This window comes from Streptomyces sp. NPDC001668 (assembly GCF_042893155.1).
Classification (GTDB): Bacteria; Actinomycetota; Actinomycetes; order Streptomycetales; family Streptomycetaceae; genus Streptomyces.
Genome location: NZ_JBIAUQ010000001.1, coordinates 649,771 through 668,877, shown reverse-complemented (window position 1 = coordinate 668,877; position 19,107 = coordinate 649,771). Strand labels below are relative to the sequence as shown.

The 19,107-nt window shown below is 70.5% G+C and carries 19 protein-coding genes; 10 read left to right on the top strand and 9 right to left on the bottom strand.

Annotated features, from left to right (window positions below):
* Window positions 1-8: 8 nt before the first annotated feature.
* Both ACFYZ8_RS03000 and ACFYZ8_RS02995 read right to left on the bottom strand, forming a co-directional pair.
* A complete protein-coding gene (locus tag ACFYZ8_RS03000; RefSeq protein ID WP_388536843.1) occupies window positions 9-527 on the bottom strand; it encodes a hypothetical protein in 519 nt (172 codons plus the stop codon).
* Between the two features lie 781 nt (window positions 528-1,308).
* Complete coding sequence (locus tag ACFYZ8_RS02995) at window positions 1,309-2,211, bottom strand: helix-turn-helix domain-containing protein (RefSeq protein WP_359037301.1); 903 nt, start codon at window positions 2,209-2,211, stop codon at window positions 1,309-1,311.
* 101 nt (window positions 2,212-2,312) lie between these two features.
* Between ACFYZ8_RS02995 and ACFYZ8_RS02990 the strand changes: the two genes are divergently transcribed.
* Together ACFYZ8_RS02990 and ACFYZ8_RS02985 are read left to right on the top strand one after the other, a co-directional pair.
* The gene (locus ACFYZ8_RS02990) at window positions 2,313-3,740 is read left to right on the top strand and encodes an MFS transporter (RefSeq protein WP_388536841.1); all 1,428 of its coding nucleotides are present in this window, start codon (window positions 2,313-2,315) and stop codon (window positions 3,738-3,740) included.
* Window positions 3,741-3,827: 87 nt separating this feature from the next.
* A complete protein-coding gene (locus tag ACFYZ8_RS02985) occupies window positions 3,828-4,034 on the top strand; it encodes a hypothetical protein (RefSeq protein ID WP_359037305.1) in 207 nt (68 codons plus the stop codon).
* A gap of 6 nt (window positions 4,035-4,040) precedes the next feature.
* Here the strand turns inward: ACFYZ8_RS02985 and ACFYZ8_RS02980 are convergent, their stop codons facing one another.
* The 3 genes from ACFYZ8_RS02980 to ACFYZ8_RS02970 form a co-directional block, all read right to left on the bottom strand.
* The gene (locus ACFYZ8_RS02980) at window positions 4,041-4,628 is read right to left on the bottom strand and encodes a TetR family transcriptional regulator (RefSeq protein ID WP_359037307.1); all 588 of its coding nucleotides are present in this window, start codon (window positions 4,626-4,628) and stop codon (window positions 4,041-4,043) included.
* A gap of 25 nt (window positions 4,629-4,653) precedes the next feature.
* A complete protein-coding gene (locus ACFYZ8_RS02975) occupies window positions 4,654-5,664 on the bottom strand; it encodes an aldo/keto reductase (protein ID WP_359037309.1) in 1,011 nt (336 codons plus the stop codon).
* A gap of 449 nt (window positions 5,665-6,113) precedes the next feature.
* Window positions 6,114-7,496, bottom strand: a complete 1,383-nt coding sequence (locus ACFYZ8_RS02970) for a glycine--tRNA ligase (RefSeq protein ID WP_359037311.1) — start codon at window positions 7,494-7,496, stop codon at window positions 6,114-6,116.
* A gap of 130 nt (window positions 7,497-7,626) precedes the next feature.
* Between ACFYZ8_RS02970 and ACFYZ8_RS02965 the strand changes: the two genes are divergently transcribed.
* From ACFYZ8_RS02965 to ACFYZ8_RS02945, 5 genes are all read left to right on the top strand, one after another.
* Entirely contained in the window at window positions 7,627-8,574 is a 948-nt protein-coding gene (locus tag ACFYZ8_RS02965; protein ID WP_388536840.1) for a metal ABC transporter substrate-binding protein, read from the top strand.
* Complete coding sequence (locus tag ACFYZ8_RS02960) at window positions 8,571-9,353, top strand: metal ABC transporter ATP-binding protein (RefSeq protein ID WP_359037315.1); 783 nt, start codon at window positions 8,571-8,573, stop codon at window positions 9,351-9,353. Before ACFYZ8_RS02965 ends, ACFYZ8_RS02960 begins: the two co-directional genes overlap by 4 nt.
* The gene (locus tag ACFYZ8_RS02955; protein ID WP_388536838.1) at window positions 9,353-10,255 is read left to right on the top strand and encodes a metal ABC transporter permease; all 903 of its coding nucleotides are present in this window, start codon (window positions 9,353-9,355) and stop codon (window positions 10,253-10,255) included. Before ACFYZ8_RS02960 ends, ACFYZ8_RS02955 begins: the two co-directional genes overlap by 1 nt.
* Before the next feature lie 59 nt (window positions 10,256-10,314).
* Window positions 10,315-10,731, top strand: a complete 417-nt coding sequence (locus tag ACFYZ8_RS02950) for a transcriptional repressor (RefSeq protein ID WP_359037319.1) — start codon at window positions 10,315-10,317, stop codon at window positions 10,729-10,731.
* Between the two features lie 160 nt (window positions 10,732-10,891).
* The gene (locus tag ACFYZ8_RS02945) at window positions 10,892-13,291 is read left to right on the top strand and encodes a M4 family metallopeptidase (RefSeq protein ID WP_388536836.1); all 2,400 of its coding nucleotides are present in this window, start codon (window positions 10,892-10,894) and stop codon (window positions 13,289-13,291) included.
* A 31-nt stretch (window positions 13,292-13,322) separates the two neighbouring features.
* Here ACFYZ8_RS02945 and ACFYZ8_RS02940 read toward each other — a convergent pair whose 3' ends face one another.
* The 3 genes from ACFYZ8_RS02940 to ACFYZ8_RS02930 form a co-directional block, all read right to left on the bottom strand.
* Window positions 13,323-14,171 carry an isoprenyl transferase gene (locus tag ACFYZ8_RS02940; RefSeq protein ID WP_007381899.1) on the bottom strand — a complete coding sequence of 283 codons (849 nt, stop codon included), beginning with the start codon at window positions 14,169-14,171 and terminating at the stop codon, window positions 13,323-13,325.
* Between the two features lie 19 nt (window positions 14,172-14,190).
* The gene (gene recO, locus ACFYZ8_RS02935; RefSeq protein ID WP_037717107.1) at window positions 14,191-14,943 is read right to left on the bottom strand and encodes a DNA repair protein RecO; all 753 of its coding nucleotides are present in this window, start codon (window positions 14,941-14,943) and stop codon (window positions 14,191-14,193) included.
* Between the two features lie 70 nt (window positions 14,944-15,013).
* Complete coding sequence (locus ACFYZ8_RS02930) at window positions 15,014-15,205, bottom strand: hypothetical protein (RefSeq protein ID WP_388536863.1); 192 nt, start codon at window positions 15,203-15,205, stop codon at window positions 15,014-15,016.
* Window positions 15,206-15,355: 150 nt separating this feature from the next.
* Here ACFYZ8_RS02930 and ACFYZ8_RS02925 point away from each other — a divergent pair, with 150 nt between their 5' ends.
* The 3 genes from ACFYZ8_RS02925 (at window position 15,356) to ACFYZ8_RS02915 (ending at window position 17,910) form a co-directional block, all read left to right on the top strand.
* Window positions 15,356-16,189, top strand: a complete 834-nt coding sequence (locus tag ACFYZ8_RS02925) for a helix-turn-helix transcriptional regulator (RefSeq protein WP_388536834.1) — start codon at window positions 15,356-15,358, stop codon at window positions 16,187-16,189.
* Window positions 16,171-16,365, top strand: coding sequence for a DUF397 domain-containing protein (locus tag ACFYZ8_RS02920; protein ID WP_388536832.1), 195 nt, complete (start codon window positions 16,171-16,173; stop codon window positions 16,363-16,365). Before ACFYZ8_RS02925 ends, ACFYZ8_RS02920 begins: the two co-directional genes overlap by 19 nt.
* Window positions 16,366-16,437: 72 nt before the next feature.
* Entirely contained in the window at window positions 16,438-17,910 is a 1,473-nt protein-coding gene (locus ACFYZ8_RS02915; RefSeq protein WP_388536830.1) for an alpha/beta hydrolase, read from the top strand.
* On the opposite strand, the gene ACFYZ8_RS02910 is transcribed toward ACFYZ8_RS02915, so the two are convergent.
* Window positions 17,898-19,019: an abortive phage infection protein gene (locus ACFYZ8_RS02910; protein WP_388536829.1), complete on the bottom strand. Its 1,122-nt coding sequence runs from the start codon at window positions 19,017-19,019 to the stop codon at window positions 17,898-17,900. The genes ACFYZ8_RS02915 and ACFYZ8_RS02910 overlap by 13 nt on opposite strands.
* Between the last annotated feature and the right edge of the window lie 88 nt (window positions 19,020-19,107).

Sequence of the window (19,107 nt, the reverse complement as noted above, 5' to 3'; positions counted from 1 at the left end):
GTCCGTCCTCAGTCGCCGGTTCGGGTACGGCCTGTGGTGGAGCCCCCGGGGCCGCCTGGGCCGGACGGCGACGCCGTCTCGTGCGGAGGGAGCTTGTCGGAGGGCGTACGGGGCGACGCGGAGGAAGGCGCCCCGGACGCCTGGTGGGACACGGAGCCCGGTGTGCCGTGCGACGACGCCAGCACCCGGGGCGTGGGCCGGCCCGCGTCCCCCGGCTCCTCCCGCTCCCCCGGCCTCGGCTGGGTCAGCCACGCCACCGCCGCGCCGGTGACCGCGACGGGCCACTCCACGATGCCCGCGACGCCGAGCACCCCGGCCCCGGCGTACACCGCGAGCCGTCGGCCGCGCGGGGACACCGCCCCGACCCGGTCCAGCGCCCCCTCGGCCACCCGGCCCACAGTCCCGGCCCCGGGCACCTTCCCGAGCACCGACACGGCGGCCCGCAGCGGCTGCGGAAGCCCCTGCGCCGACGACGGTGACGGTGACTGTGACTGTGCTGTCTGCTGCGACGCCTTCTGCTCGGCCATGGCTCGCCTCGCCTGTGGGGGGTCTTTCACTTCCGGACCGCCCGAGTTCCCGCACTTCGGAGGGTCATCCCCACCGGCGTCGACAGGTCAGGCGCTCTGGAGCACCGGCCGCTCCGCGTCCCGCGACGTCTCGGCGGGGTTCTCCGCGTGAGGGTGGGGGTTGGTAGCTGCTCGGCAAGCAGTGCGCACAACGGCGAATTAGCTCGATCGTGTGAGGATCGACTTCTAGGCTTGCGGCGCCCTGGGCCGTTTGGGTTAGCGTGGTTGTGCGACCTGGGACACCGGGTATGGCGTCAGCGTGCGGGGCCCCTGCTCCACCGGAGTGATGGTTCAGGGCCTCCCCGTCGCCTCTGGCCGTACCCACCTGGCCAGGTCGCACAGGGAACTGGCCTCCCGGGCCCGGACCACGCACTGGATGCGTGTCGCCGCCCCGGGGTCGAGTACGCCGGGGACCAGCTCGCCCAAGACCGTTCGGGGCGCGCGGCTGAGCGGACTCACTCCCGCTCAGTCCACAGGAACGGTTGATGCGCGGACAGACGTAGTGCAGGACCGCGGGCGGTGCACCGGTGAGGGGGAGGTACCGGACGTGCGGGTCGGGATGCTCGGCGGCGACCTTGGGCAGCAGACCGGCCATGACGCAGGCGTCGAGGCCGAGCGCGAAGGCACCCAGGACGAGGAGGTACAGCCGGGTTCAGGGGGTGGTGGGGGTGGGTGTGGTCATGCGAACGCTCCCGTGCGGCCTCGATCAGCCCGCCGCAGGAGAAGGCGGTTGCGACCTCGCTCACGCCCCCGCGCCCGGCACCCTCTCCAGGGCGATCGCGTGCAGCTTCTCCAGCCGGCGGCGGGTCTCCTCGTCGGCGGGGGCGTAGATCACCACGCGGGGGCCCGCCTCGGGGCCGAGCCAGAGGTCGGTGTGGTCGACGGAGACGTGGCCGACGTAGCGGTTCACGAACTCCTTGCGGCGGCCCCGTTGTTCGATGACCTCGTGCCGGTCCCAGACCTCGCGGAACTCCGGGGACTCGGAACGCAGCCGCTTCAGGAGCATCTTCCAGCCGGGCTCGGCGAGATGGCCGGCCATGACGGCGCGGAAGCGGGCGGCCATCAGGCGCTGCGCCTCGGGCAGGTTGACGATCGAGGAGCGCCAGTCCTCGTTGGTGTAGGAGAGGATCATGCCGTTGCGGTCCTCGGGCGGCACCGCGTCCAGGTCGCACAGCAGCAGGCCGTAGGTGCGGTTGTAGGCGAGGATGTCGTAGCGGCTGTTCTGCACACAGGCCGGGACCGGTTCCAGTTGTTCGAGCACCTGCCGGATGGCGGGGGTGACCGACGGGCAGACGGTGGCCGGTGTCGGGTCGATCGCGCCGGCGAGCTGGAAGAGGTGCGAGCGCTCGCTCGGGTCCAGCAGCAGCGCGCGGGCGAGGGCGTCCAGGACCTGCACGGAGACCTGGATGTCACGGCCCTGCTCCAGCCAGGTGTACCAGGTGACGCCGACCGCGGAGAGCTGGGCGACCTCCTCCCGGCGCAGTCCCGGGGTGCGGCGCCTGCGGCCGCGGGGCAGCCCGACCTGCTCGGGGGCGATGTGCTCGCGGCGGTGCCGCAGGAAGGCGGCGAGTTCATGGCGCCGGATCGCCGAGGCGGACACGGGCGCGGTCACCGGTACGGCTGTCTCCTGGGCCATCGTCGTCATGCCTCCAGCCTGCCCGCACCGGGACCCTGTTGCCAGGTGGTTCTTCTACCAGGATAAGAAGACTCTGGTACCCGTCTGGGAGCGGGCGCAGGCTCAAGGACGTGACGACCGAAACCACGATTCCGCGCCCCGTCCGCGCCGCCGCCCCGCCCGAACTGGGCGGCCTCGGACTGTTCACCGTGCTGCTCGCCGCGGCACTCCCCCTCATCGACTTCTTCATCGTCAACGTCGCCCTGCCCACCATCGGCACCGACCTCTCCGCCGGCGAGTCGGTCCTCGAACTCGTCGTGGCGGGTTACGGGCTGGCGTACGCCGTCCTCCTGGTCCTCGGCGGCCGGCTCGGCGATCTCTTCGGGCGGCGCCGGCTGTTCCTGGGCGGCATGCTGGCCTTCGGGGTGACCTCGCTGGCGTGCGGGCTCGCGCCGACCGCGTGGACCCTGGTGGCCGCGCGGGTCGCGCAGGGCGCCGCGTCGGCCGCGATGCTGCCGCAGGTCCTCGCCACCATCCAGTCGGCCACGGCCGGCCCCCGCCGGGCGCGGGCGATGGGCCTGTACGGCGCGACGGCCGGCCTCGCCATGGTGGCGGGCCAGATCCTCGGCGGTGTCCTGGTGGCGGCCGACATCGCGGGCACGAGCTGGCGAGCGGCGTTCCTGGTGAACGTCCCGGTCGTGCTGGTCGGCCTGGTCCTCGCGGCCCGTACGGTCCCGGAGACCCGCTCCCCGCGCCCCGAGCCGGTGGACGGCCCGGGCACGGTCCTGCTGGCGGCGACCCTGCTGGCGCTGCTGGCCCCGCTCACCGAGGGCCGGGCGGCGGGCTGGCCGCTGTGGACGTGGCTGTCGCTGGCGGCGGCCCCGTTCCTGGCGGCGGCGTTCTTCGCGGTGGAGCGCGGGGCGGACCGCTCGGGCCGTACGCCTCTCGTGCCCCCGAGCCTGTTCCAGCTGGTGTCGCTGCGCCGCGGTCTGCTGCTGATCCTGCCCTTCTCGATGGGCTTCGCCGGGTTCATGTTCGTGATCGCGGTGGCCCTCCAGGAGGGGGCGGGCCGCAGCCCCGTCCAGGCGGGGATCGCGCTGGTCCCGCTGGCGGTGACGTTCCTGTGCACGTCGATCGCCGGGCCGCGGCTGATCTCCCGCTTCGGCACCCGGGTGGTGACCGCGGGCGCGCTGATCCAGGGGGCCGGCCTGGGCCTGATGATCCTGGCCGCCCGCTCCTCCTGGCCGGACCTCGGTCTGCTCCCCCTGCTGCCCGGCGGCGCGATCGCCGGGGTCGGACAGGCCCTCCAACTGCCCGTGGTCTTCCGGATCGTGCTGTCCGAGGTGCCGCCCGCGCGGGCCGGTGTGGGCAGCGGCGTGATGGTCACCACCCAGCAGGCCGCCCTGGCCCTCGGCGTCGCCACGCTGGGCAGCCTCTTCCTCGCCCTGGTGCCGGGCATGGGCATGCGGGACGCCCTGGTCACGACGCTGCTCGTGCAGTTGGCGGGGGTGGCGCTGACGGGGCTGCTGAGCCTGCGGCTGCCTCGGGTCATCGACTGAGCCTGCTCACGATTCGACCAACTCACGGTGAAGGTGCTCCTGTTGATGTTGGTCTTGCAGCACACTCCTCGTCGGAGGCGAGGCGTCATGGTGCAGACCAGCACGAGCAAGGTGAGCCGGTGGGACCAGCACGGCCGCGAGCACGTCGTCCAGGTGCAGCGCAAGGGCGCGCAGCGCACGATCAGATGCGACACCTGCGGCTGGCGCAGGGCGGCCCAGTTCCTGCCCTGGCTGAAGGCGGAGGAACACCTGGCGCAGGCCCACCAGGCGACGGTGGACCCGGCACGGACGTAGCGGCGGTCAGGCCTTGAGGCCCCGCACCAGCAGGTCCACCAGCGCCGTGAACTCCTCTTCCGCGCCCGGCAGTTCCCACTCCCGGGCGTAACAGGGGTCGTGGAAGCGGCCGGTGGCCTGGAAGACGGCCAGGGCCGTGGTGGCCGGGGCGGTGACGGTGAAGACGCCCGCGTCGGTGCCGTCCCGGACGATGCGGGTCAACTGGCCGGTGAGCTCGGCGAGGTGCTCGACGACCACCTCGACGTTCTCACCGGCCAGCACGGTGTACGTGGCGAACAGCTCGGGATCGTCGCCCGCCTTGCGGCGCTTCGCCTCGAAGAGCGCGGCGAGCCAGTCCCGCACCCTGGCCTCCGGGTCGCGGTCGGCGTCGGCGATCGCGGCCAGCACGCCCGTCGTCCGGTCCAGCCACCGCTTCGTCACCGCCTCGCGCAGCGCCGCCTTCGTTCGGAAGTGCCGGTAGACGCTGCCGTGGCTGACGCCGAGCGCGCGGGCCACGTCGACCACGGTGGCCTTGGCCGGGCCGTGGCGGCGCAGCACCTCCTCGGTGGCTTCGAGGATGCGCTCGGCGGTCAGGGTCTCGATGGTCGGGGGCATGCCTAGACGGTACCTGTCACGGTGGTCATCGCTCGCTGTCCAGCATGGCCATCAGCGGCGCCGGGTACCGCTCACCGGCCGCCGCGTCCGCCGGTACGGCGTCCTCGATGGCGGCGAGGTCGGCGGCGTCCAGGGTCACGTCCAGGGCTCCGAGGGCCTCGCCGAGCCGTCCCCGGGTCTTCGCGCCGATCAGCGGGACGATGTCGTCGCCCCGGGAGGCCACCCAGGCGATGGCGATCTGTGCGACGGTGACGCCCTTCTGTTCGGCGATCTTGCGCAGGGACTCGACCAGCGTGAGGTTGTGCTGGAGGTTCTCGCCCTGGAAGCGGGGCGAGTGGGCACGGAAGTCGTTCGCGGCGAGCTGGCGGTCGGCGGTGAGGTGGCCGGAGATCAGCCCGCGCGAGAGCACTCCGTACGCGGTGACGGAGATGCCCAGCTCGCGCAGGGTGGGCAGGATCTCCCGCTCGGGGCTCCGGGAGATGAGCGCGTACTCGATCTGGAGGTCGCAGATCGGGGCGGTGGCGGCGGCCCGGCGAATGGTGTCGGCGCCGACCTCGCTGAGCCCGATGTGCCGGACCCAGCCCTTCTCGACCAGTTCGGCGATCGCGCCGACGGTCTCCTCGATCGGCACCTGCGGGTCGAGCCGGGAGGGGCGGTAGACGTCGATGTGGTCGACGCCGAGGCGCTGGAGGGAGTACGCGGCGAAGTTCTTCACGGCGTCGGGGCGGCCGTCGAAGCCGGCCCAGCCGCCGTCCGGGTCGCGCAGGGCGCCGAACTTCACGCTGAGCAGCGCGTTCTCGCGCAGGTCGGCGGGAGCGGTGCGCAGTGCCTCGCTGATCAGCAGTTCGTTGTGGCCCATGCCGTAGAAGTCGCCGGTGTCCAGCAGGGTGACGCCTGCCTCCAGGGCGGCGTGGATGGTGGCGATCGACTCGGCCCGGTCGGTCTCGCCGTACATGCCGGACATGCCCATGCAGCCGAGACCGAGGGCGGAGACCTGGGGGCCGGTGGTTCCGAGGGTTCGGGTTCGCATCGTCATACCGCCACCCTGACATGACAGCTGACAGATTTCAATATCTGTCAGCTGTCATTCGTCATGCATGCTCGCCGTCACCCGGGGAGGTTGATCAGCACCCCCGGACGATCACGCGGCCCGCGGACCGGAGGAAGGCGAGGCTCATGGGGCCGGCCTGGACATGGAACGGCCCCCGATACAGGTCCACAGCGAGACCTGTATCGGGGGCCACTCACCAAGGCCACCCTGGGCGCGCCCCGTTGGGGGCGCGGGAAACTGCGCGAGCGGCCACGACGCGTCCGCAGACGACGACGCACCGACCGCCCGCCGGACCGCACAGCCGACACACCGACCGCCGCCGGACCGCTCAGCCGACGCACCGACCGCCACCGGACCGCTCAGCCGACGCACCGACCGCCGCCGGAGCTCACAGCCGGCGGACCGCACAGCCACGAGACCTGACAGCCGACGACCTAGCAGCCGACGAGACGCCCGGCCAGGTAGCCCTCGATCTGGTCGAGGGAGACCCGCTCCTGCTTCATGGAGTCGCGCTCGCGGACGGTGACCGCGTTGTCCTCGAGGGTGTCGAAGTCGACCGTCACGCAGTACGGCGTACCGATCTCGTCCTGGCGACGGTAGCGGCGGCCGATCGCGCCGGCGTCGTCGAACTCGATGTTCCAGTGCTGGCGCAGCGCCTGGGCGAGGCCCTTGGCCTTCGGGGACAGCTCGGCGTTGCGGGACAGCGGGAGCACCGCGACCTTCACCGGGGCGAGGCGGTGGTCGAGGCGCAGCACCGTGCGCTTCTCCAGCTTGCCCTTGGCGTTGGGGGCCTCGTCCTCGACGTAGGCGTCGAGCAGGAACGCCAGCATCGCGCGGCCGACACCGGCGGCGGGCTCGATGACGTACGGCGTCCAGCGCTCGCCGGCCTCCTGGTCGTAGAAGTGGAGGTCCTGGCCGGAGGCCTTGGAGTGGGCGGTGAGGTCGTAGTCGGTGCGGTTGGCCACGCCCTCCAGCTCACCCCACTCGTTGCCGCCGAACTGGAAGCGGTACTCGATGTCCGCGGTGCGCTTGGAGTAGTGGGAGAGCTTCTCGGCCGGGTGGTCGTACCAGCGCATGTTCTCCTCGCGGAGACCGAGGCCGGTGTACCAGTTCCAGCGCTGCTCCATCCAGTACTCCTGCCACTTCTCGTCCTCGCCCGGCTTGACGAAGAACTCCATCTCCATCTGCTCGAACTCGCGGGTGCGGAAGATGAAGTTGCCGGGCGTGATCTCGTTGCGGAAGGACTTGCCCATCTGCGCGATGCCGAACGGCGGCTTCTTGCGCGAAGCGACCTGCACCTGGGCGAAGTTGGTGAAGATTCCCTGCGCGGTCTCGGGACGCAGGTAGGCGACGGAGCCGGAGTCCTGGGTCGGGCCGAGGTGGGTGGAGAGCAGACCCGAGAACTGCTTGGGCTCGGTGAACTGGCCCTTGTTGCCGCAGTTGGGGCAGTTGACGTCGAGGAGGCCGTTCTCCGGGGCGTGCCCCTTCTTGGCCTCGTAGGCCTCCTCCAGGTGGTCCGCGCGGAACCGCTTGTGGCAGGAGGTGCACTCGGTCAGCGGGTCCGTGAAGGTGGCCACGTGACCGGAGGCGACCCAGACCTCGGGGGCCAGGATCACGGACGAGTCGAGACCGACCACGTCCTCACGGGACGTCACCATGTAACGCCACCACTGGCGCTTCAGGTTCTCCTTGAGCTCGACACCCAGCGGTCCGTAGTCCCAGGCGGCCTTCTGACCGCCGTAGATCTCACTACAAGGGAAAACGAAGCCACGGCGCTTGCTCAGGCTGACGATGGTGTCGATCTTGTCGGCGGCCACGGTGCTCTCTTCATGCGAATGGACGGCAGCGAATGCTTCAGGTTACCGGCGCGGCCACCCCTCGTATCAAATCGGTTCGCGACCCGGACTTTGTTGACAACGGTTTCCATATTTGATGAAAATGACTGTCATGAACGTACGACGTCGCCTCATACCCATGGTCGCTGCCGCCGGCGCCCTCTCCGCCCTGTCCGCCTGCTCCACCGACAGCGCCGCCGCGGGCGGCACCGGCACGTTCGACGTCGTCGCGTCCTTCTACCCGATGGCCTTCCTCGCCGAGCAGATAGGCGGGGACCACGTGCACGTCACCAGCCTCACCGAGCCCGGCCAGGAGCCGCACGACCTGGAGATCAGCGCCAAGCAGACCGCGCAGCTCCAGGAGTCCGACGCGGTGCTCTACCTCAAGAACCTCCAGCCCTCCGTCGACGACGCGGTGAACCAGTCCGGGATCAAGACGAAGATCGACGCCGCCTCCCTCACCTCGCTGGAGGAGCACGGCAACGAGGTCGGCGGCCACGCGGCCGAGCACGACGACGAACACGGCGAGGAAGCCGGCGGCGAGGACCCGCACATCTGGCTCGACCCGGTGAAGTACTCCGAGGTCGCCAAGGGCGTCGGCGCGGCCTTCGAGAAGGCCGACCCCGACCACGCCGCCGCCTACAAGGCCAACACCGCGGCCCTGGTGAAGAAGCTCGACGCCCTGAACACGAAGTTCGAGGACGGCCTCGAGAACACCGACACCAAGGTCTTCATCACCACCCACGCCGCCTTCGGCTACCTCGCCGAGCGCTACGGCCTCACCGAGGAGGCCATCAACGGCCTGGACCCCGAGTCGGAGCCGAGCGCCGCCCGCGTCAAGGACCTTGAGAAGATGGCGAAGGCCGACGGCGTCACGACCGTGTTCTACGAGACGCTCGTCAGCGACAAGACCGCGAAGACCATCGCCTCCGACGCCGGGCTCAGGACGGACGTCCTCGACCCGATCGAGGGCATCACGAAGAAGTCCCGCGGCAAGGACTACTTCTCGGTCCAGGAAGCCAACCTCAAGGCGCTGCAGAGCGCCCTGGGAGCGAAATGACATCGGAGGACGGCATGACCGAGCCCGTCATCGCGCTGCGCGCGGTCCGCGCCGACCTGGGCTCGCGGCCCGTCCTGCGCGGCATCGACCTCACCGTGGAGCGCGGTGAGGTCGTCGCGCTGCTCGGCGCCAACGGCTCCGGCAAGTCCACCGCGATCCGCACGATCATCGGCCAAGTGCCGGTGTCCGCCGGGGAGATCGAGCTGTTCGGCACCCCCCGCGGGCGCTTCCGGGACTGGGCGCGGGTCGGTTACGTCCCGCAGCGCACCACCGCCGCGGGCGGTGTCCCGGCGACGGTGACGGAGATCGTCTCCTCCGGGCGCCTGTCCCGGGCCCGCTTCGGCGTCCTGCGCAAGGCCGACCACGAGGCGGTGCGCCGGGCCCTGGAGCTGGTCGGCATGGCGGACCGCGCCAAGGACTCGGTGAACGCCCTCTCCGGCGGCCAGCACCAGCGGGTGCTGATCGCCCGCGCGCTCGCCGCCGAACCCGAACTGCTGATCATGGACGAGCCGATGGCGGGCGTGGACCTGGCGAGCCAGGAGGTGCTCGCGCGGACGCTGAAGGACCAGGTCGCCCAGGGCACCACGGTCCTGCTCGTGCTGCACGAACTCGGCCCGCTGGAGCCCCTGATCGACCGCGCCGTGGTCCTGCGCGACGGCTGTGTGCAACACGACGGCCCGCCCCCGCGCGCGGTCGGCCAGCATGCCCTGCCCGGCCACGACCACGTCCACCCCCACTCCCCCGAGCACGAGCCGATGCGCACAGGACTGCTGAGCTGATGGACTTCCTCGACTACGCCTTCATGCAGCGGGCCCTGCTCGCCGCCGTCCTGGTCGGCATCACCGCCCCCGCCGTCGGCATCTACCTCGTCCAGCGCCGCCAGGCCCTCATGGGCGACGGCATCGGCCATGTCGCGATGACCGGCGTCGGCCTCGGCTTCCTGTTCTCCTGGTCCCCGGTGTGGATGGCGACCCTGGTCTCCGTCCTCGGCGCGGTCCTCATGGAGCTGATCCGCTGGTACGGCAGGACCCGCGGCGACATCGCCCTCGCGATGCTCTTCTACGGTGGTATGGCCGGCGGCGTGATGTTCATCAACCTCGCGCCCGGCGGCTCCAACGCCAACCTGACCTCGTACCTGTTCGGTTCGCTCTCCACGGTCTCCGAGTCGGACGTGACGGCGATCTGCGTGCTGGCCGCGTTCGTGGTCCTGGTCACGCTCGGTCTGCGCCGGCAGCTCTTCGCGGTCAGCCAGGACGAGGAGTTCGCGCGGGTCACCGGGCTGCCGGTGCGGGCCCTCAACCTGCTGACCGCGGTCACGGCCGCGGTGACGGTGACCGTCGCGATGCGCGTGGTCGGGCTGCTGCTGGTCAGCGCGCTGATGGTGGTGCCGGTGGCGGCGGCGCAGCAGCTCAGCCGGAGCTTCGCGGCCACCTTCGCGATCGCGGTGGCGATCGGCGTGACGGTGACGATCGGCGGCACCGTGACCTCGTACTACCAGGACGTACCGCCCGGCGCGACGATCGTGCTGCTGACCATCGGCGCGTTCGTCGCGCTGACGGCTCTGGCCACCCCGCTGGCCAGGCGGCGGGCCCGGGCGGCCGCCGCCGCGCAGCCCGCCCCGGACCCCGCCGAGTGTGCGATTCCGGCCAGTCGGGAGGCGGACGGCCCGGTCGGCGTCTGACCCGGCACGGGCCGGGCTGGCACAATGGCCCGGCAGGCGCCGAAGCAAGGAGGCATTTCGTGACGACCGCAGGACCGCCCGTGAAGGGCCGTGCCACCCGGCAGCGGGCCGCCGTGGCGGCGGCCCTCGACGAGGTCGACGAGTTCCGCAGCGCGCAGGAACTGCACGACATGCTCAAGCACAAGGGCGACGCCGTCGGTCTGACCACCGTCTACCGCACCCTCCAGAACCTCGCCGACGCGGGCGAGGTCGACGTCCTGCGCACCTCGGACGGCGAGTCCGTCTACCGGCGCTGCTCCACCGGCGACCACCATCACCACCTGGTCTGCCGGGTCTGCGGCAAGGCCGTGGAGGTCGAGGGCCCGGCCGTCGAGAAGTGGGCCGACGCGATCGCCGCCGAGCACGGATACGTCAACGTGGCGCACACCGTGGAGATCTTCGGCACCTGCGCGGACTGCGCGACCTCCCAGGGCTGACCCTCAGGAAACACACAGGAACACACAGCGGAGCCGAGGGATAACCCTCGGCTCGCACTCCTTTGCATGACATGACCCGGACAACCGTGCCACGCTCCCTCCAGCTCTCACGCAGTTCCCGCACGGCACCTCCCTCCCCGTCGTCGCAGTAGGAGTACGAGTGAGACCCTCCCCACGAAGATCAGCTGTCGCCGCGTCCCTGGTGGCCGCCGCGTCCCTCCTCGCCGTAGGCGTCCAGACGGTGCCCGCCGCCGCGGGCCCCGCCTCCCCCCACCCCAACCCCCTGCGCACCGGGGGCCTGGAAGCCAAGCTCTCCCCCGCCCAGCGCACCGCCCTGATCAAGAGCGCGTCCGGCAGGGCCGCCTCGACCGCCGACTCCCTCGGCCTCGGCGCCAAGGAGAAGCTGGTCGTCAAGGACGTCGTCAAGGACAACGACGGCACCCTGCACACCCGCTACGAGCGCACCTACGACGGTCTGCCCGTCCTCGGCGGCGACCTGGTCGTGCACACGCCCCCGGCCGCCCAGGCGACGGGCACGCTCGGCGCGACCTTCAACAACAACCGCCGTACCGTCTCGGTGAAGTCGACGGCCGCCACCTTCGGCAAGGCGGCGGCCGAGTCCAAGGCGCTGAAGACCGCCAAGGCGCTCAAGGCCGAGGCCCCGGCCGCGCAGAGCGCCCGCAAGGTGATCTGGGCGGGCTCGGGCACCCCGAAGCTGGCCTGGGAGACGGTGGTCTCCGGCTTCCAGGACGACGGCACGCCCAGCAAGCTGCACGTCATCACCGACGCCACCACCGGCGCCGAGCTGTCCCGCTTCGAGGGCATCGAGACCGGCACCGGCAACAGCCAGTACAGCGGCACGGTCACCCTGGGCACCACGCTGTCCGGTTCGACGTACCAGCTGTACGACACCACCCGCGGCGGCCACAAGACGTACAGCCTCAACAACGGCACCTCGGGCACCGGCACCCTGATGACCGACGCCGACGACGTCTGGGGCACCGGCTCCGGCTCCAACACCCAGACCGCCGGTGTGGACGCCCACTACGGTGCCCAGGAGACCTGGGACTTCTACAAGAACACCTTCGGCCGCAGCGGCATCAAGAACGACGGGGTGGCCGCCTACAGCCGCGTCCACTACAGCTCGGCGTACGTCAACGCCTTCTGGGACGACAGCTGCTTCTGCATGACGTACGGCGACGGCACCAGCAACACCCACGCGCTGACCTCGCTGGACGTGGCCGGGCACGAGATGAGCCACGGTGTCACCTCGAACACGGCGGGCCTCAACTACACCGGTGAGTCCGGCGGGTTGAACGAGGCGACCTCCGACATCTTCGGCACTGGGGTGGAGTTCTACGCCAACAACTCCTCCGACGTCGGCGACTACCTCATCGGCGAGAAGATCGACATCAACGGCGACGGCACCCCGCTGCGCTACATGGACAAGCCCAGCAAGGACGGCGGCTCTGCGGACAGCTGGTACTCGGGCGTCGGCAACCTCGACGTGCACTACTCGTCCGGACCCGCGAACCACATGTTCTACCTGCTCTCCGAGGGCAGCGGCACCAAGACCATCAACGGGGTCACGTACAACAGCACGACCTCGGACGGCGTCGCCGTCACCGGGATCGGCCGGGCCGCCGCCCTGCAGATCTGGTACAAGGCGCTGACGACGTACATGACGTCGAGCACCAACTACGCCGGCGCCCGCACCGCCGCCCTGAACGCGGCCGCCGCCCTCTACGGCACCAGCTCCGCGCAGTACGCCGGTGTCGGCAACGCCTTCGCGGGCATCAACGTCGGCAGCCACATCACCGTGCCGTCGACCGGCGTGACGGTGACCAACCCGGGCAGCCAGTCCGCCACAGTCGGGACGGCTGTGAGCCTCCAGGTCAGCGCGAGCAGCACCAACAGCGGCGCACTGACCTACGCGGCCTCCGGACTGCCCGCCGGCCTCTCGATCAGCAGCTCCACCGGGCTGATATCCGGCACCCCGACCACGGCCGGCAGCTACAGCACCACGGTCACGGTCACCGACAGCACCGGAGCCACCGGGACGGCGTCCTTCACCTGGACCGTCAGCGCGACCGGCGGCGGCAGCTGCACCTCCACGCAGCTGCTCGGCAACCAGGGCTTCGAGTCGGGCAGCACGACCTGGAGCGCGTCCAGCGGTGTCATCACCAACGACACCGGTGAAGCCGCCCGCACCGGCTCCTACAAGGCCTGGCTGGACGGCTACGGCTCCACCCACACCGACACGCTCTCCCAGTCGGTGACGATCCCGAGCGGCTGCACGGGGACGACGTTCACCTTCTACCTGCACGTCGACACCGCGGAGACCACCACCAGCACGGCGTACGACAAGCTGACGGTGACCGCCGGTTCGACGACCCTGGCCACGTACTCCAACCTGAACGCGGCCTCGGGGTACGTCCAGAAGTCCTTCAGCCTGTCGGGCTTCGCCGGTCAGACGGTCGCCCTGAAGTTCACCGGGGTCGAGGACTCCTCGCTCCAGACGAGCTTCGTGATCGACGACACGGCGGTGACGACGAGCTGATCCCGTGAGCGACGAGGGGCGGGTCGGAGGCTCAGGCCTCCGGGTCGCCCTTCATCGCTTCCTCCATGGCGAGCAGCTCCTCGTTCGGGACGGCTCCGCCGAAGCGGCGGTCCCGGGAGGCGAACTCGACGCACGCCCGCCACAGGTCACGGCGGTCGAAGTCGGGCCACAGAACGTCCTGGAACACCATCTCGGCGTACGCGCTCTGCCAGAGCAGGTAGTTGGAGGTGCGCTGCTCGCCGCTGGGCCGCAGGAACAGGTCCACGTCGGGCATGTCCGGGTAGTACAGGTACTTCGCGAGGGTCTTCTCGTTGACCTTGGCCGGGTCGAGGCGGCCCGCCTTCACGTCCTCGGCGAGGGCCTGCGCGGCATCGGCGATCTCGGCCCGGCCGCCGTAGTTCATGCAGAAGTACAGCGTCAGCTTGTCGTTGCCCTTGGTCTGCTCCTGCGCGACCTGGAGCTCCTTGGCCACGGACTTCCACAGCTTGGGCATCCGGCCCACCCAGCGCACCCGGATACCGAGCTCGTCGAGCTGGTCGCGGGTCTTGCGGATGAAGTCCCGGTTGAAGTTCATGAGGAAGCGGACCTCGTCGGGCGAGCGTTTCCAGTTCTCGGTGGAGAAGGCGTACAGCGAGATGTTCTTCACGCCGGCCTCGATCGCGCCCTGGAGCACGTCCAGGACCCGCTCGGCGCCGACCTTGTGCCCTTCGGTCCTGGGCAGCCCGCGCTCCTTGGCCCACCGCCCGTTGCCGTCCATGACGATCGCCACGTGCTCGGGGATCAGCTCACCGGGGAGCTTCGGCGCGCGGGCGCCGGACGGGTGCGGCTCCGGCGCCCTGTACTCGCGCCGTCGGCGCCCCAGGATCCCGTTTACGGCCATGGTGCTGATCGTCTCCCTCTCAGGGTTGCTTCTCTACGTAACGCAGGGACCTGAGCCCGCGTTCCAGATGCCAGTGCAGGTAGGCGGACACCAGCCCGCTGCCCTCCCGGACGTGCCGCGGCTCACTCGCGTCCGCGGTCTCCCAGTCTCCCGTAAGCAGCGCGGCGAGGAGTTCCAGGGTCTGCGGCGACGGTACGACGCTGCCGGGCACCCGGCAGTCCACGCAGACCGAGCCGCCGGCCGCCACGGAGAAGAAGCGGTTCGGTCCGGTCATGCCGCAGCGCGCGCAGTCGCTGAAGCTGGGGGCGTAGCCGTTGACCGCGAGGGAGCGCAGAAGGAAGGCGTCGAGGACGAGGTGGGGCGCGTGCTCGCCCCGGGCTAGGGTGCGCAGGGCGCCGACCAGCAGCAGGTACTGCTGGACAGCCGGCTCGCCCTCGTGATCGGTGAACCGCTCGGCGGTCTCCAGCATGGCCGTCCCGGCGGTGTACCGGGCGTAGTCCGAGACGATCCCGCCACCGTACGGAGCGATGGTCTCGCTCTGCGTGCACAACGGCAGCCCGCGCCCGACCAGCTCGCTCCCCCGCGCGAAGAACTGCACGTCGACGTGGGAGAAGGGTTCGAGGCGGGCGCCGAACTTGGACTTGGTGCGGCGCACGCCCCTCGCCACGGCCCGTACCCGCCCGTGACCCCGCGTGAGCAGCGTGATGATCCGGTCGGCCTCCCCGAGCTTCTGCGTCCGCAGCACGACCCCGTCGTCCCGGAAGAGACTCATCGCACACCCCCGCGCGGGGGGCGCGGCACGGTGCCGTCGTAGCGGAACAGACTCATGAGCCCATTCTCGCCTACGCGCAGCCGTGGTCGTCGGCGTCCGTGACTACACCCTCCGCCGGGGTGGCTTCCCGCAGGGCGTCCGGCACCGCGTCCCACTCCCTGCCGCCGCCGTACGGTCTGAGTTGGACGTACGGCCCCTCATGCCCCATCACGACGCCGGACCTCCCGGTACTGGTGTCCACGACGTACGAACCCACGGGCATTTCCGTCACCGATTCCCTCCTGACTCCGATTTCTTCGAACTCCCCGCCTTTTTCGGGTTTTACTCTTCCCTGCTCCACGGTGGCCTTTTTTCCCTACACTCGGCAGGAGTCTGTGCACTACAAGTGCGAAGCTGAACAAGGGGGTTGACCATGGCCAATGGTTCACGGCAGGCAGCGTGGGAGTTCTTCGGAACGGAACTGCGGCGGCACCGGGAGGAGGTGGGGATGACCCAGGCGGAGCTGGGGTCACGGGTCTTCGTCTCCGGCGCCTATATCGGGCAGTTCGAGCAGGCCTTTCGAAAACCGCAGCTGGATATCTCGCAGCGGATCGACGAAGTTCTACAAACCGACGGTATTTTCGAGCGGTTGTGCAGGAAGCTCATCGACGACAAGCGGTACGCGGATTACTTCGCGCAGGTCGTGGAGTTCGAGCGCACGGCCACGAGGATCTGCGAGTTCGCGCCGACCGTGGTGCCGGGGCTGCTGCAAACGGCGGCCTATGCCGGAGCGGTGACGATCGCCGCGAACCCGTTCGTCACGGACGAGTACGTCGAGGAGAAAGTCGCCGCCCGTCTGGAACGGGCACAGATCCTCAAGGACGCGACAAGGCCCGAGTATTGGGTGGTTCTGCACGAGAGCGTGCTGCGCATCCCGGTCGGCGGCCCGCAGGCCATGGCCGAGCAACTGGACTACATCGCGCGGTTGATGCGGGACCGCAAGGTGTGGCTGACGGTGGTGCCGTTCGCGGCCGGGGCCTACGCCTCGATCGCCGGGATGCTACAGCTCATGGAGTTCGATGACGCACCTCCGCTCGCCTATACAGAGACGGCGTTTTCGGGAACGCTCATCGATGATCCGGCCGTGGTGAAACGGGCCCAGCGCACATACGATCTGCTCAGGGTCGCCGCGCTGTCGCCGGAGGCGTCCCTGACCCTGATCGCCTCGGCGGCGGAGGACTTCAGACGATGCGTGAGTACGACCTGAGCAACGCCTCCTGGCGCAAGAGCAGTTACAGCAACGGCGAGGGCGGCAGTTGCGTCGAGGTCGCCGACGGAATCCCCGGTGTCATGCCCGTCCGTGACTCCAAACTCGGCACGGACAGCCCCGTCCTCGCCTTCCCCACCGACACCTGGACCCACTTCCTCGGGCTCCTCAAGTAGGGGGTAAACCCCCCTGCAGATCCGGCAGTTGACCGGATGGGGCGACAGCGCACGATCCGCGAGGCTCCTCGCATGAAGCAGATGACGAAGAGCCTCGCCCTGATCGCCGCCGCCTCCGGAGTCGTCCTCGGCGCCCTGACGCCGATCAGCGCGTCCGCCACCAGCGGCCTCACGTGGACCCAGTGTCAGGGCAGCGGCCTCGATCCACGCCAGCGGTGCGCGACCGTCTCCGTGCCCATGGACTACGCCGACCCGGACGGCCCGAAGATCGAGATCGCCGTCTCCCGTATCCGCAGCGAGAACCCGGACGCCCGGCGCGGCGCCCTGCTGCTCGTTCCGGGCGGTCCCGGCGGCGACAGCATGAACGACCCCTCGGGGAAGGGGCAGAAGCTGCCGAAGAAGGTGCGGGACGCCTACGACCTGATCGGCTTCGCCCCGCGCGGGATGGCGCCCTCGACGGCCGTCGACTGCGGGCTCGAACACCGGGACCTGGCCCGCACGACCCTGCTGCCCTGGCCTTCCGCGGACGGCTCCGTCGACGCGAACATGGCCGCGGGCAAGCGCGTCTCCGAGGCCTGCGCGCGCAACGGGGGCGAGCTCATCAAGCACATCAGCACCCTCAACGAGGCCCGCGACCTGGACCGCGTGCGCGCCGCGCTCGGCGAGCGCAAGGTGTCCATGTGGGGCGTGTCGTACGGCACCTATGTCGCCGACGCCTACCTCCAGCTGTTCCCGCGGCGCACCGACCGTGTCGTCCTGGACAGCAACGACAACCCGGACCCCGCCCTCGCCGAGCGTGCCTGGCTCGCCGCGTTCGAGCGGGGCGCCGAGGACAACTTCCCGGAGTTCGCGAAGTGGGCTTCCGCGCCCGGCAATCCGGACCGGCTCGCCGACACGGCCGCCGAGGTCCGGCCCCTGTTCCTGAAGCTCGCCGCCCGCCTCGACCGCGAGCCGATCCCCTGGCCGGGCGCCAACCCCGAGGAGCTGAACGGCAACGTCCTGCGCCAGTCGATGCTCGACTCCTTCTACGACCCGGACGACTACCCGGCCCTCGCCAAGCTGCTCCTCGCCGCCGAGAAGGGCACGGTGCCGCCCGCCCCGGCGGGACCGCCCGAGGCCGTCCTCCAGAACGTCACCGCGGTCGCCGCCGCCACCATCTGCAACGACGTCGACTGGCCGGGCGACCCGGAGGTGTACCGCCAGGGCGTGGCCAAGAGCCGTGCCCAGTTCCCGCTGACCGGGGGCATGCCGCGGAACGCGATGGCGTGTCCCTCCTGGCCGTGGGAGCCGAAGGAGGCGCCGGTGCACGTCTCCGACCAGGGCCCGTCCAACATCCTCATGGTGCAGAACGAAAGGGACCCCGCCACTCCGCTCAGCGGTGCCCTCAAGCTCCGTGAGGCGCTCGGACGGCGTGCCGTGATGGTCACCAACGACTCCACCGGCCATGACGCCTACCTCGGCAACGGCACGGCGTGCGGCGACGCGGCCGTGTCCCGCTTCCTGGCCACGGGCAAGCGGCCCGCCAAGGACCTCTACTGCGGGTGAGCGCACCGCCCGTACCGTCGGGCCAGCGCGTGGAACGCCTCCTTCGGTTCCCAGTGCCAGTCCGAACGCGGGTCGTCGGGGCGGTCCTTGATCGCCTTGGCGATGCCGTAGCTCGCCATGTCGAGGTCGTGGCGCGGGTCGTCGGGGCGGTGGGGAGCGTCGGCGGTGAGGAACTCGAAGGCCATCGCGGCGTAGAGGCCCATCGACTCGAAGACGTCGAGGAGCCGGGTGAGGTACACGGCCTGGGTGTGCTCGCTGCGGACGACGTTCCCCTTGATCTCCGGCGGGTCCTTGTCGTAGTCGACGATGTCCCAGCCCATGCCGCCCGCCTCGGGAGCGCCGACGAACGTGCAGGTGCCGAACTCGGTGATGGCGACCGGCTTGCCCCAGCGCAGGTACTGCCTCAACTCGCGTACGTATTCCCGCGGTTGACGGAAGTACGAGTAGTAGTCGATGCCGACCACGTCGAACAGGTTCCAGTCGACCTTGTCGTCCTGGGCGGCGGCGTAGCCGAGGCGGCCGTGGAAGACCGAGCGGCCCACCTCGGCCGCCTTCGCGGTGAAGCGGTCCAGTTCGCGCTGCGTCCTCACCGGGTCGAAGGTGCCGTTCACGCGGTTCCGGACCCGCTCCAGGACCGTGTCCCCCGGCAGGATCCCCGGCACGAACAGCCAGAACTCGCAGCCCACGCTGAGCTCGACGCTCGCGCCCTGCCGGCGCAGCCGCTCCGCGAACCGGCCGCACTCCGCCAGGTGGTCGAGGATGTCCCGCTGCGGGGCGTCCCCGAGGGTCGGCTGGAGCCAGACGTGCAGTCCCCGTTCCGCCGCCTCGGCAGCGGTCGCGGTGAGGCGTTCGACGCCGTCGCCGGTGACGTCGACGGTGTCGGCGTGCAGGTCGTCGCGGAGGGCCCGGATGTCGGCGCGCATACGGGTGGCGCTCCAGGCGGTGCCGGGCGTCTCGCCCGCGCCGACGGTGTAGACGACTCCGTGGCGCTCCAGTCCGCGCCTTCGCGTGTTCGCTGCCGCCCCGGCCGCCGGCAGGAGCAGTGCCGCCCCGGCCCCTGCGGCTCCCGCCAGGAACCGGGCCCGGCTGATCCCCGTTGTCTTCTCCATGCGGCCACTGTGTCGGCCGCGGGCGGTCCCGTCCGTCGGCCGATGGTCTACGACCGTGCAACCAAGGGATGACCACCGACGTCGATCA

Coding starts and splice junctions, on each gene's coding strand:
- ACFYZ8_RS03000 (WP_388536843.1), bottom strand. CDS start 527: ATGGCCGAGCAGAAGGCGTCGCAGCAGACAGCACAGTCACAGTCACCG.
- ACFYZ8_RS02995 (WP_359037301.1), bottom strand. CDS start 2,211: ATGACGACGATGGCCCAGGAGACAGCCGTACCGGTGACCGCGCCCGTG.
- ACFYZ8_RS02985 (WP_359037305.1), top strand. CDS start 3,828: ATGGTGCAGACCAGCACGAGCAAGGTGAGCCGGTGGGACCAGCACGGC.
- ACFYZ8_RS02980 (WP_359037307.1), bottom strand. CDS start 4,628: ATGCCCCCGACCATCGAGACCCTGACCGCCGAGCGCATCCTCGAAGCC.
- ACFYZ8_RS02975 (WP_359037309.1), bottom strand. CDS start 5,664: ATGACGATGCGAACCCGAACCCTCGGAACCACCGGCCCCCAGGTCTCC.
- ACFYZ8_RS02965 (WP_388536840.1), top strand. CDS start 7,627: ATGAACGTACGACGTCGCCTCATACCCATGGTCGCTGCCGCCGGCGCC.
- ACFYZ8_RS02960 (WP_359037315.1), top strand. CDS start 8,571: ATGACATCGGAGGACGGCATGACCGAGCCCGTCATCGCGCTGCGCGCG.
- ACFYZ8_RS02955 (WP_388536838.1), top strand. CDS start 9,353: ATGGACTTCCTCGACTACGCCTTCATGCAGCGGGCCCTGCTCGCCGCC.
- ACFYZ8_RS02940 (WP_007381899.1), bottom strand. CDS start 14,171: ATGGCCGTAAACGGGATCCTGGGGCGCCGACGGCGCGAGTACAGGGCG.
- recO (WP_037717107.1), bottom strand. CDS start 14,943: ATGAGTCTCTTCCGGGACGACGGGGTCGTGCTGCGGACGCAGAAGCTC.
- ACFYZ8_RS02930 (WP_388536863.1), bottom strand. CDS start 15,205: ATGCCCGTGGGTTCGTACGTCGTGGACACCAGTACCGGGAGGTCCGGC.
- ACFYZ8_RS02925 (WP_388536834.1), top strand. CDS start 15,356: ATGGCCAATGGTTCACGGCAGGCAGCGTGGGAGTTCTTCGGAACGGAA.
- ACFYZ8_RS02920 (WP_388536832.1), top strand. CDS start 16,171: ATGCGTGAGTACGACCTGAGCAACGCCTCCTGGCGCAAGAGCAGTTAC.
- ACFYZ8_RS02915 (WP_388536830.1), top strand. CDS start 16,438: ATGAAGCAGATGACGAAGAGCCTCGCCCTGATCGCCGCCGCCTCCGGA.
- ACFYZ8_RS02910 (WP_388536829.1), bottom strand. CDS start 19,019: ATGGAGAAGACAACGGGGATCAGCCGGGCCCGGTTCCTGGCGGGAGCC.